Origin of the sequence: Iodobacter ciconiae, assembly GCF_003952345.1 — a bacterium.
Lineage (GTDB): Bacteria > Pseudomonadota > Gammaproteobacteria > Burkholderiales > Chitinibacteraceae > Iodobacter > Iodobacter ciconiae.
On the sequence record NZ_CP034433.1, the window covers coordinates 1,821,686 to 1,833,897 of the forward strand.

Consider the following 12,212-nt stretch of genomic DNA (forward strand, 5'->3'; position numbering starts at 1 on the left):
GCCTCGGCAAAGTATCACTAGCTTAATCATCAAATGACACCTTTGTTGCAATCAAAACACCATTATTTAAGGCTCCTTTTACCTCTACCACCCGGCCACTTGCAAGATCACTGCTTTTTCCATCATTAAACTCCGCCTTGCTGGCATCGGTTTTTTGCCCAGCCACTTTAAAATCGCTGACAGAGACAAAATCACTTACCGCGCCTTTTACTTCCAGTGTGCTTGCCCTGCCCTTGATCTCAATTTTTTGTGCTTGTAGCTGATTTCCGCTTTTCAGCACGCTAGCTTCTACTTTTACACCATTCACCAAACTTGCTGACACCCCCCCTCAATGGGCGTCGTGCTACTCCAAAAAATAGTCACAGCATTTAATTTAAACTGGCTGCTGCTTACCCCACTGACAACCCCGTTCAATCTGACAGGCTCTGCCTTGGTCGCCGTAAACTTCACTTCGCGTACTTGCAAAATATCAGCAACAAACTCCCCCCTGATCGTTACTTTTTTACCATTGGCGAAGTCAGTTTTACTCGCGGCTTTGTCTGAACCGGCATTGATATACACCGTTTTATCGCTTAATTGCATGGTTTGACTGATACCCGACAATGCAAATTTACCGCTCGATACCACGTAGTCTTTAATCTCACCTGGAAAAGTTCTAGTTGTCAGATCAGGCTTACTGCTTGTACCCGTACTGGTTTCAATTTTTAATGTCTTGGCCTGCACCACACCACTGGCAATACTACCTTCCAGTTTAACCAAGACGCCATTAGCCAGATTATCGGCTGTACCCCCCTCAATTTTGGCGGTGCTGGCATCAACCAAAGCCCCGCGCACCTTAAAGCTAGCCAGGGAAATAAAATCTGTAAGTGAGCCCTTTAGTTCGACTTTGGCATCCGTACTATCTTTTACAAACTTCACACCCGTAGCTACCAGCTTGTCGGTTTGCCACACCCCGCCCACCCGTACCGCCTTGCCATTTGCCAGCTCAGCAAGTACACCGCTTTCGAACCTGGCCTTGCTGGCATCAACCAGCACTTCGCCTATTTTAAAGCTGACTGCTTTGCTATCCAAACCGGCAATCAATCCGCCAATTTGCATTTTCAGCCCATCACCTGCCTGTGGTTTTTTAACCTTAACTGCTTTGGCTATCATTACCCCCGAGGTACTTACCGCCTGATCACTCCAGGCAGCAATAAGCTGACCGTTTTCCAGCAATACCCCCTCAGGACGCAGCTTTGCGCTGCTAAAATTAACGGTTAAACCGCTAAGGACCAGTGTTTTAGCTATATTGTCAAGCGCGCTTACCGCACCAACCACGCGCACCATCACCGCGCTAGCCGGATCTTTGCGTTCAATCCGGCTAGCCACAATGGCGCCAGTGGCATCGCGGCTGCCGTGTACTTCTACGATATCGCCGACTAATAAATCAGCCAGCACGCTGGCACCTTCAAATACCGTAGGTGCAGCGACATCGACGGATACTTTTACGGTTTGCCCGGCCAACTTAAAGCCAATCCCCGCTTGTAATTCAGAAATCTTACCGTAAACCTCAGGCAAAGCAGTCAGTGTTTTGATTTTGTCATCGCTACCCTGATCGGATTCCACCTTCATGCCCAGCTTGATGTCATTGCTGGTACCTGTAGTGGTGGCCGACGGGTCTTGCTCTACCTTAAAGCTGGCGCTACTGTCGTCCAGCGTGACACCATCAATAATCACACTGCCAAAACCTGTGACAGTACCCTGGGCATAAGCACCACCACTAATGGCAATCGGAATCGTTGCCACAGTAGTCAATGAGCCTCCACTCCCACCGCCGCAGGCATAAAGCCCCATGCTGACCACAAGGGCTGCCATCCAGATTTTTAAACGCTGTTCCATGATTGATCCCTTTTTATTCACACCATGATGAGCACCATGAATTGTGGAGGGCAAACCCAGGCTGACAATAAGACTTACCACCTTTTCAGCGATAAGCGGTGTGAAAGCTTCCACAAGCTCAGCACCACGACCAGTGATATGCAAACGGGTAAATCAACATACGGCGTTTAATTTTTTGAATATGTAATTTTACCTATACACCCCGGTACATAATGGGTAAATTAAATACACATTTAAAAGAGATACATATGCTTAATACAGCCCAACGTGATCTAGTCCGCGCCACCGCCCCCATCCTCAAACAACATGGTATTGCGCTAACTACCCATTTTTACGCACGCATGTTTCAACACAATCCGGAACTCAAACAAATCTTCAACGAAGGCAATCAGCAATCCGGCGCACAGCAGCAAGCACTCGCCATGGCTGTGGCAGCCTACGCCGAACACATTGATCACCCCGGCGTGCTAGCTCCTGTGCTCACCCATATCGCCAATAAACACATCAGCCTGGGTATCCGCCCGGAGCACTACCCGATTGTAGGCCACCATTTACTGGCATCTATCCGGGAAGTATTGGGTGCAGCCGCTACGGATGAATTAATTGCAGCATGGGCGGCAGCCTACGGCCAGCTTGCCGATGTATTGATTGCAGAAGAGGCGCAGCTTTATGCCGCAGCTGCTTTTAAACAAGGTGGCTGGACAGGCTGGCGCGGTTTTGTTGTGACAAAAAAAGAGCAGGAAAGCACTGAAATTACTTCTTTTTATTTACGCCCAGCAGATAGTGGCAGCGTGCCGGATTACACACCGGGGCAATATATTTCGGTCAGGATGTTTGTACCGGAATGGAATCTGATGCAGCCACGCCAATACAGCTTGTCCGATGCACCGGGCAACGATTACCTGCGCATCTCAGTCAAGCGCGAGCAAAGCGGTAATATCATTGGCCAGGTGTCTAATCTATTGCACAACACGGTAAATGTCGGCGATATAATTGATCTGGCCCCGCCAGCGGGCGATTTTATATTGCATCAGGATCGCAAAACCCCCGTGATTTTAATCAGCGGCGGCGTAGGTATTACTCCGATGCTGGCGATGCTCAAACACTTAGTAAAAACCGGCAGCGATCGTGCGGTGCGCTTTGTACACGGCTGCCGCAATAGCGACGTGCATGCTTTTAAACAAGTGGTAAATCAGCTGGCAGCCCAAGAATCCAGCGTTGAGAAAGCCGTATTTTATGATGAAGGCGGCCCGGAGCATAGCCACGACCATATAGGCTATGTGGATCTGGCTAAAATCTCCGACACCGTTATTTTGCCTGACGCCGATTACTACCTTTGCGGGCCACTGGCCTTTATGCAAGCTCAGATCAAATCATTACAAGCCATGGGAGTGAGTGCAGAGCGAATTCATGCGGAGGCATTTGGGACCGGGGGTGTTGCGGCTTAGGGCGGGCATAGTCTCATGAGCAATATGCAGAACCTAAAAGATCTTTTTAGCCTTCGGCATATTGATTTAGGTGCGGGCGTCCCGCTAGACCTTTCTTTCTTGTGTGGCCAAGAAAGGAAGCGAAAGAAGGCCACCCCACGAAACACGAAGACCCCTGCGCTGCGGACAATCGAGTCGGCGGCGGGCGGGATTGGCCCGTGCCTCGCTCCCTTGCCGAAACCCCGCCCCGCTTGTGTGTTTCAAGGGGACTTTAAAAAGCCCTGTGCGGAGAGCGTAGTTATTGTATTTTTTCGCTGCGTGTTAATGAAAAAAATCGCTTAGCACACATAGGGCGTAATCCGCCGTTTTCATTTTATTTCACCCAAAGCTCGGCGGGTTTCACCCTCCTTACAAAAGATGCATTACATGATTTTGACTTAGGACATCTCGGTTTTTATAGGGCGCACAAGGCGTTACGCACCCTATAAAAATCAGCTTTAGCGATGCGCATGGACAAGATAGAATTTTTCCCACTCTGCTCGCCTTTTACTCAAGATCACTCGACCAGCCATCCGGACGAACCAAGGCATTTTCGAAGCGTGAATGCTGCCCCACAAACACCAGCGGAATCTTACCTACCGGGCCGTTACGGTGTTTACCGATAATGCATTCGGCAAGGCCTTTAAACTGGCTGTCCGGGTTGTAGTATTCATCACGGTACATAAATAAAATCAAATCCGCATCCTGCTCGATCGCTCCCGATTCTCGCAAGTCCGACATCATCGGGCGTTTATCAGTACGCTGCTCCACAGAGCGGGAAAGCTGCGAGAGCGCAATAATCGGCACTTTCAGCTCTTTGGCCAGTGATTTTAAGCCACGGGAAATCTCACCCAGCTCGGTAGCGCGGTTTTGATCTTTTGCTCCGGCCCGCCCCGCCATCAGCTGCAGGTAATCGATCACGATCAGGCCAAGCTGGCCGCCACATTGCCGCGCGAGCCGTCTGGCCTTGGTCCGAATATCCAAAGCTGTCAAAGAGCCGGTTTCTTCAATAAAAATCGGCGCTTCGTTCATGCGGCCCACGGCGTGAGTGAGGCGCACCCAATCCTCATCTTCAAAGCGGCCGGTTTTCAGCTTATGCAGATCGATGCGGCCAATCGAGCCCACCATACGCATACCCAGCTGGGTTGCGCCCATTTCCATGGAGAAAATCGCCACCGGCAATTTAAGCTCAATCCCCACGTGCTCCGCAATATTCACCGAAAACGCCGTTTTACCCATGGAAGGGCGGCCGGCCACAATGATTAAATCACCAGCCTGCATGCCCGAAGTCATCCGATCAAGGTCTAAAAACCCTGTGGCGACGCCGGTGACCTCGGACGGGTTATCCTGCTGGAACAAATGATCAATCCGCTCAACAATTTCTTTTAAAATCGGCGGCATGCCAATAAAGCCCTTCTGACCACGGGACGATTGCTCGGCAATCTGAAACACGGCCGATTCGGCTTGATCCAGCAGCTCGGAAGCTTCACGTCCGCTTGGGCTGTAGGCAGCATCGGCGATATCGGTGGCCACAGACGCCAGCTGGCGCATCACCGATTTTTCACGGACAATCTCGCCATAGCGGCGGATATTGGCAGCTGACGGCGTGTTTTGTACCAAAGAGCCCAAATAAGCCAGGCCGCCCACATAAGATAATTCTTCGTGAGTATCAAGCGCTTCGGCCACGGTAATTACGTCGGCGGGGCGGCCTAATTCAACCAGCTTGGCAATCACGGCAAAAATGCGGCGGTGATCATCGCGGTAAAAATCGGCTTCAAACAGCGTGTCCGCAATCTTGTCGAATGAGCTGTTATCCAGCATCAGCCCACCAAGCACAGATTGCTCAGCCTCAACCGAATGCGGTGGCATGCGGATGTTTTCAAGTTGCGTCATGGAGTGGTCGGGGTTACGATGCTCGGTCATTTTTTTACATCTAGTGTGGCGTACTGGAAGCTCGGCATTTTACGCTACAAACTATCGGATGCGGCAGATTGAAATATATCCCACCGCCATATAAAGATAATCTATGCAGTCTATTCGTAAAACAGTCTTAGTCACCTACTCCGCCGATCACATGTTTGGTCTGGTTGATCGCGTCGAAAACTACCCTCAATTTTTACCCTGGTGCGGTGGCGTCGAGGTGCATGAGCGCAGCGACACCATACTGGATGTGACTGTAAAGATTGAATTCTTGAAAATCAGTACTTTTTTTCGTACCCGCGACATTAAATCCAGGCATTTAATTGAGATGCAATTCGTGGATGGCCCATTCAAAGCCTTACGCGGGGTGTGGCGTTTTACGCCATTAATGGAAGACGCGTGTAAAGTAGAGTTCGAGCTGGATTACGAGTTTTCCAGCCACAGCTTAGAAATGATTATTGGCCCGGTATTTAATAAAATCACCAGCACCTTTGTCGATGCATTTATTAAGCAAGCCGATAAAATCTATTCATAAGCGATAAGCAATTGATCAAGGCCATCATGAGTACATTAATCAATATTGAAGTAGTTTATGCTACACCTGCCCTGCAAAAACTCATCGCTCTTAAAGTGAATACAGGCACTACTGCTGAACAGGCAATCATACAATCGGGTATTTTAGATTTTTTTCCCGAGATTGATTTGTCGAGCAGTAAGATTGGTATTTTTTCTAAAGCTTGCAAACCAGACACAGTTTTGCGCGAAAAAGACAGGGTTGAGATTTACCGCGCGCTGCTGGCCGATCCTAAAGAAATACGCAGGCAACGCGCCATGGAAGGCAGAGTGACAAAAAAAGGCGGCGCAGCCTGACACAAAACATCAGCTATCGCCATGATGTACCTAGCAAAATCTGCCCTTCACGCAGCAACAATAACGCCCCACAACGGGCAGCCTTCACTCAAAATTGAATATACCTGTTAACCAGGCTCACCGCGGCACAAGAAAGCGAACGCCAACCCGTGCCGCACAGCAAGCAAGACTTCCTGAACTACATTTTCAGCCTTTCAGCCACTACACCCCAGAAAACTGGTGCACCCGGCCTATTCAGGTACTAGCCCAGCCTGCATTACTTGGCTAACCTGCGTCCGAAAGAAACCGCATAAGCCCCTGCCCTGGCCTGCAAAATAGGGTCATCGGATGCCTTGACCCCAGCAGGAAGAATGGTAGGGAGGAACGTTACAGCATCACAAAGAGCCGCATCAGCCTGAGCAGTGATTTTTAGGCGGCCCAGCGTCGTATGTTTACTGCCGCTCCATTGCATCGTTGAATCTTGCAGGCTATCACCGGGGGTGCGGTGCTGGGCGACCAGATCAAACTCAATCGCTTTTTCTGCAAGACGGCGCTGTAAATCAGCCTGTAAAAACTGATCAGGCTGGCTGGCTTCGGTAGCCTCATCCAGATAAACAGTGCCTGCAACTGGCACTAAGCTTAAGCGTGCCCATGTGTTTTTCCCTTTTTTACTGGTAAAACCAAAGGCACTTGTAGAATGATAAGCCGTTGTAGAGTAAGACGCTGGTGCGGGATGTGATGCAAGCAATGCAGCCTGTGCTTTTCCATCTGGAAATTGAATATTATGCGCTGCAATCTTTTCAGGGTTAGGTTTTCCGGTAGCAGGATCTGGAACTCGTGCCTGTAGGAAACTCATAAAGGATTCTGGGGTAGCTGCAAAAGAAACAGGTTCGGAAATCAGAACCAGATCGTAGTTTTCTTTGCCATCCCCCATGCGAAACGCCAGGCCGCGGGCCGTCCGGCTTTTATCAGAAATACCGGGATTTCCACCACCAATGGAAAAGCGCCCAAAACCATTCAGTGCCGGTTTTTTGAACATCGCTGCACTGGTAAAATTCGATGCATTGGACGCAGGCTCGAACTGCCCGGTAACACACAAACCCTTGGCATGCGCCGCACGAACCCCTGCATGACGGCCAAAGATATTGTTTAAAGCATCCACCATCTCAGTCGGCGTCGTGCCAGCCAATGACGGCTGTGCGGCAAGTGCTGCAGCCAAAAGACAGGTCGTTGTAATAGTTTTACTAAGCGTTTGTGAGGAAATAAAAAGAGAAGAAATACGGGAAACACCCAAAAACATTGTGTGGTCTTTAATTAGAGTAGGCATATAGAGACTCTTCTGTGGTTAAGTAAACTAATAAAAAATCAGTAAGAAACTTACCATTACTTCATTTCTCGCCAGGCTCTGTTAACGTTTCAAGCCAGAGATAGACAGAAGTAGGTGCAAACCCGCAAAACAGAAACTCCTACACCTTTTATCCTGTGAGTTTGCAATGCCCCGATTAATGCCCGGTAACGGGCTTTGCTCGAAGCTGGAAAATATTCTGCTTTAACGCTCCATTTACAACAAGTCCAATTTACGAATTACTATCGAAGAAATGTTTTATTCCATGCGCATTACCAACCATAACAAGGCTGACTCAACATTTTTAATAAATAAAATTTAATCCATAAACGACTTAACACTTGGTTTGCCGAATAAAATAATTCAATATTTTCAAAGTCTTACCAACTAACACTGATATTTAGAAGACATTCACCAGCAAGAATAATACAAAAGCTTATCAGCGCAGTAGAGGTATAGGCAGTGATTAATTTCAAGCCATTAGCAAAAGCCATGCCGGAAATACCAGCAAAATTCACAAGGCAGCAGATGCTTATGGTTTATCAATACTCTTTGAAATAGCCAGTGGCAAGATCAATAATCTGCACGACGCCCCCCGAATTAATCATCCCATTACCTTTAGCCAAAGGGATCATCGGAAACAAAAAGCAAGGCAATGAGCCGCTCTGCCAGCAGATTGAAACGCTGGGTGCATGGTCAGTGATTTACGGGAAATATAATTTAATTAAAGAAAATACTAATTTAAATCGAGGATTATATTGTGGCTGACATTGGGCCGAAAATACCTTTACGCGGCTAAAGCCACGAGCGGAGGTATTTCGATATGACAAATTAAAGAGGTTATGAAAACACGATTGGCTATGCACAGGATTTTTATGGCCGCCAATATAAAATCAACAGGGCCCAAGTGCTCTGCTGATTATTCTGTATGAAAGCGTTCTAGTAATTTATTCGGAAATTAATCTCAAACAGTCTGATCGTTACGTCAGATTTCTTACGCAACAGCAATGCTGGCGCTCATTTTTTTTAAAATAGGCAGTGCATCACCAAAATTGAATTTCTCCAGAGCAATTCTGAATGTGGCGAATTCTACAGGATCAAAAAAATCAGCCATTGCATCCCCGTACTTACTCATCACAGTAAGTGCTTCAGCATCCATATCTGTTAACAGACGCTCCAGCCAGAATAAAAGACTTTGTAATTCTTTGGCAGACATTTTGCCTGATGGTACTGCGGCATTGGCAAAAGGATCTTCACCATTAATATAATCATTCACCTCATGCATCAGCACACTCAGATGCTGCTCAAGCAAAAGCAAATCTTCCCTCACTTCGTTCAAACCACCACCATGCGAGATGGCCGATTCAATCCGTCCGGCAATTTCAGAAACCCGGCTCCCTCCCAGCGTGGCACTAAGACCTTTTAAGGTGTGCGAAAATCGTAAAGCAGGCTCTAATTCATTTGCAAGCAACGCCGCATGTGTTCTTTGCACGCAATCGGCCTCACTGCCATAAAATTGTTTCAGCATCCGCAAATAAAGAGAAGAATTATTCAGCACATAACTCAGGCCAACTTTGATATCCAGCTCGTGCCGCTCCACAGGCAGCGGCGGAGCTAATACGGACATTGCCCGTGGCGGCATGTGAACCGCAGCCTGAGCCACTCCTGATGAGGCCAGCTCGGTGAGAACAGGCGCTGCTAGCTCATCTGCGCTGATTTCAGCCCTAGGATTACCATCTGGTGTAGTTATCCGCCAGTGCTTTAGACATTCAAAAAACTGGATAGGATCTATCGGTTTTGAAATGTGGTCATTCATACCCAAATCAAGACAACGCGCACGCTCTTCCACCATCGCATGCGCCGTCATCGCAATAAGCGGAATATGGTTATAGCGTGCATCTGCACGAATATGCCGGGAGGCTTCATATCCGTCCATCACAGGCATTTGCATATCCATCAGGATCACATCAAAAGAAGCGCCCCCTAATAGCTCCAGTTTTTCCAATGCCTCTTTACCATGATTGGCCACAACAACATCAACACCGACCGAACTTAGCAGCTCTGTGGCAATTTGCTGATTAATCGAATTATCCTCGGTCAGCAATACTCGCATTCCTTGCAGCCCTATTTCCACTTCATCCTGCGGAGCAGCCCGGGCAGCAGAAATATCATCACTGGCAAAAATTGAAACCAGGCAATCTGTTAAAGAAGACGCATTAACCGGCTTGGTTAAAATGGCATTGATATTTAAACTTTGCGCCTGGATATAAATATCTTCACGATCAAATGCAGTTACAATTACAAGCTTGGGCGTGTGATCGCCAGGTAATACCTCCTGAATTTTCTTGGCAGCCTGGGCTCCATCCATAATCGGCATTTGCCAGTCCAGCAATACCAAGCCAAATGGGTCCCCCCGCTGATGTGCAGCGCTACATAGCTCAATGGCCCCCTGCCCGGAGCCCACATGTTCAATACGCACTGAAAACCGTTTTAATACTTCAATAATGGCCAAACGCGCATGCTCATGATCATCAACAACAAGCACACGCATATTATTTATTTTTTCCGGAATAGCGCGGGTTCTGATTTCTTTATGCTCTATCCCAAACCAGGCAGTAAATACAAACTGGCTACCCGCGCCAATTTCACTCTCGGCCCAGATATGCCCTCCCATCAACTCAACCAGCCGTTTACTAATTGACAATCCCAATCCTGTACCACCGAATTTACGGGTAGTGCTGTTATCTGCCTGAGTAAACGGCATAAAAAGTTTAGCCAGCTGCTCTTGCGTCATACCAATACCGGTGTCTCTCACTCTGAATTCTAATTGCGTTTTTTCTTGATTTTTTTCCAGACAACAAATAGTAATTTCCACCTCACCAGACTCGGTAAACTTTACAGCGTTATTTACCAAATTAATCATAATCTGGCTGAGCCTTAAAGAGTCCCCAAGTAAACAAGGGGGAATATCTACCGGATTATGAATAACAAATTCCAAGCCCTTTTCAAATACTTTCTGAGTTGTAACTGTACATACATTATTAAGTACGGTTTCTAAATCAAACGGGGCAACTTCAATATTTAATTTACCAGCCTCAATTTTAGAAAAATCAAGAATATCATTAATAATGCCCAGCAAAGATGTACCTGCATGATGAATTTTTGACAGGTAGTCACGTTGCTTTGGCGGCATTTCTGCTTTTAATGCCAGATGGGATAAACCAATAACAGCATTCATGGGGGTACGAATTTCATGACTCATATTGGCAAGAAAGCTAGATTTAACCGAAGCGGCCTCCTCTGCCCTGGTTTTTGCCAACTGCAGCTCTTGCTCAACCATTTTACGCTGGCTAATATCACGGGCAAACAAAGTGCCACTACAATGCCCGTCCATATTCAAAATGGTCATACCCACTTCAATGGGCAATAAGCTCCCTGAACGATTTCTTGCCAGCAGCTCCCAAAACCGTGCGGTAGTAATGCGTGAAGTGGCTTCACTCAAACCGCGCTCCAGCACCAGCGGTAAATCACCCTCGCCTTCAATATGAATAAGGCTTTGCAGCTTCAAACCTACCACTTCCTTAACAGTAAACCCAAAGGTTAGCTCGGCCGCACGGTTCCAATCCGTCACACAACAATTCTGATCCAGTAAAATAACGGCAATCGGCGCACCTTCAATTACCGCTTTAGACTGCATTTCGCTTTGCTGCAAAGCCATCGCGCGAAGATCAGCCTCTTGCTCAAGCCCCTGTTTGCGTGCAGCCAACTCGGCATTACTCACCGTCAGTACCGACATCAATTCATCGCGAGTTTGCTCATTAAGAATGTTTTTAACTTGCAAAATGGCATCAGCATCCTGATGATCAATTCTGAACGCCAGCTGCACCATGCCATTTGACACCGTATGTCGCGCATCAAAAAAGGCAGAGAGCGAATGTTTAGCCCAGCCGCCTTCAGAGTGCACCATAAAATAAAATGAATCGTTTTCCAGCCCCACAGGCAAAAGATGATTCGATGTTGATTGCCGCACAAGCTGGCATAGCGAATAAAACCCTGTTAACAGAAAATCGCTACGCATTCGGTTGAATTTTAAGCAGCCCAGAGCACGGCGCAGTTTATCTCGAGCGATAAAAACGCTTTCTTCGGAGCGTAAATCCAGCACGCCAAGTTCAGTCATAATGTGCACTTTATCGCCAGGCAGGTTGCATCGTCATAAAGCTTACCAAAACGGCTAAGCAAGTTTGCAACCATTTGGTTAAGGGTGTTTCTTCGTTCTAGCAAAATATCATTAGCCGCAATGTGCTCCTGAATGCCATCGGTCGCAAAAACAAACACATCATCACTCTTAAAGCTAAAGGTCTCGATCCGGATACTGCGTAAAATAATGCCTAACGTGCCTGCCTGAGCCGGAAAAGTAAAACAATCTTTCCCCAATTTTCGCATCACCGTATTTCCAATCGTGATGCACTGCGCCTGGCCATCATTGCCCAGAAAAGCCATGGTAATCGCCGTTCCGCGCGATCCGCGAATGTGTTCATGTAAAGATTTAAGCATCCAGCCAATATCTTCACTACTATTTTCTTCCAGCCACTGCTCACACAACCGGGCCAGCTCATGAGCTTCCGGGCCATGACCCAGTACATCCAAAATACCCACTAATACGCCGTGTTCCACCTGCTTGATAAATGTGCCATCACCGCACACCACCTCGCCAAAACAAGGACGTAAACAACGTGCATATTCAAAATGCATGG

At 47.6% G+C, this 12,212-nt stretch carries 9 protein-coding genes; 3 read left to right on the plus strand and 6 right to left on the minus strand.

Translation table 11 applies throughout. The features are described from left to right. Positions 1–22: 22 nt before the first annotated feature. Together EJO50_RS08020 and EJO50_RS08025 are read right to left on the minus strand one after the other, a co-directional pair. Positions 23–322, minus strand: coding sequence for a DUF5666 domain-containing protein (locus EJO50_RS08020; RefSeq protein ID WP_125973127.1), 300 nt, complete (start codon positions 320–322; stop codon positions 23–25). Beyond that, a complete protein-coding gene (locus tag EJO50_RS08025) occupies positions 304–1,878 on the minus strand; it encodes a DUF5666 domain-containing protein (protein ID WP_125973129.1) in 1,575 nt (524 codons plus the stop codon). The genes EJO50_RS08020 and EJO50_RS08025 overlap by 19 nt, the downstream gene beginning before the upstream one ends. Before the next feature lie 248 nt (positions 1,879–2,126). Here EJO50_RS08025 and hmpA point away from each other — a divergent pair, with 248 nt between their 5' ends. Then, complete coding sequence (hmpA, locus tag EJO50_RS08030) at positions 2,127–3,326, plus strand: NO-inducible flavohemoprotein (protein ID WP_125973131.1); 1,200 nt, start codon at positions 2,127–2,129, stop codon at positions 3,324–3,326. 525 nt (positions 3,327–3,851) lie between these two features. On the opposite strand, the gene dnaB is transcribed toward hmpA, so the two are convergent. After that, complete coding sequence (gene dnaB, locus EJO50_RS08035) at positions 3,852–5,267, minus strand: replicative DNA helicase (protein ID WP_099399493.1); 1,416 nt, start codon at positions 5,265–5,267, stop codon at positions 3,852–3,854. 103 nt (positions 5,268–5,370) lie between these two features. Between dnaB and EJO50_RS08040 the strand changes: the two genes are divergently transcribed. Both EJO50_RS08040 and EJO50_RS08045 read left to right on the plus strand, forming a co-directional pair. Then, positions 5,371–5,799, plus strand: a complete 429-nt coding sequence (locus EJO50_RS08040; protein ID WP_125973133.1) for a type II toxin-antitoxin system RatA family toxin — start codon at positions 5,371–5,373, stop codon at positions 5,797–5,799. Between the two features lie 26 nt (positions 5,800–5,825). After that, complete coding sequence (locus EJO50_RS08045; protein WP_125973135.1) at positions 5,826–6,134, plus strand: RnfH family protein; 309 nt, start codon at positions 5,826–5,828, stop codon at positions 6,132–6,134. A gap of 256 nt (positions 6,135–6,390) precedes the next feature. Here the strand turns inward: EJO50_RS08045 and EJO50_RS08050 are convergent, their stop codons facing one another. From EJO50_RS08050 to EJO50_RS08060, 3 genes are all read right to left on the minus strand, one after another. After that, complete coding sequence (locus tag EJO50_RS08050) at positions 6,391–7,440, minus strand: catalase family peroxidase (RefSeq protein ID WP_125973137.1); 1,050 nt, start codon at positions 7,438–7,440, stop codon at positions 6,391–6,393. 1,012 nt (positions 7,441–8,452) lie between these two features. After that, entirely contained in the window at positions 8,453–11,635 is a 3,183-nt protein-coding gene (locus tag EJO50_RS08055) for a response regulator (protein WP_125973139.1), read from the minus strand. Beyond that, entirely contained in the window at positions 11,632–12,210 is a 579-nt protein-coding gene (locus EJO50_RS08060; RefSeq protein ID WP_125973141.1) for a SpoIIE family protein phosphatase, read from the minus strand. The genes EJO50_RS08055 and EJO50_RS08060 overlap by 4 nt, the downstream gene beginning before the upstream one ends. Positions 12,211–12,212 lie beyond the last annotated feature (2 nt).

What these genes read in the sequence shown, in the direction of transcription:
- EJO50_RS08025 (WP_125973129.1), bottom strand. Translation starts at nt 1,878, where the DNA reads ATGGAACAGCGTTTAAAAATCTGGATGGCAGCCCTTGTGGTCAGCATG.
- hmpA (WP_125973131.1), top strand. Translation starts at nt 2,127, where the DNA reads ATGCTTAATACAGCCCAACGTGATCTAGTCCGCGCCACCGCCCCCATC.
- dnaB (WP_099399493.1), bottom strand. Translation starts at nt 5,267, where the DNA reads ATGACCGAGCATCGTAACCCCGACCACTCCATGACGCAACTTGAAAAC.
- EJO50_RS08040 (WP_125973133.1), top strand. Translation starts at nt 5,371, where the DNA reads ATGCAGTCTATTCGTAAAACAGTCTTAGTCACCTACTCCGCCGATCAC.
- EJO50_RS08045 (WP_125973135.1), top strand. Translation starts at nt 5,826, where the DNA reads ATGAGTACATTAATCAATATTGAAGTAGTTTATGCTACACCTGCCCTG.
- EJO50_RS08050 (WP_125973137.1), bottom strand. Translation starts at nt 7,440, where the DNA reads ATGCCTACTCTAATTAAAGACCACACAATGTTTTTGGGTGTTTCCCGT.
- EJO50_RS08055 (WP_125973139.1), bottom strand. Translation starts at nt 11,635, where the DNA reads ATGACTGAACTTGGCGTGCTGGATTTACGCTCCGAAGAAAGCGTTTTT.
- EJO50_RS08060 (WP_125973141.1), bottom strand. Translation starts at nt 12,210, where the DNA reads ATGCATTTTGAATATGCACGTTGTTTACGTCCTTGTTTTGGCGAGGTG.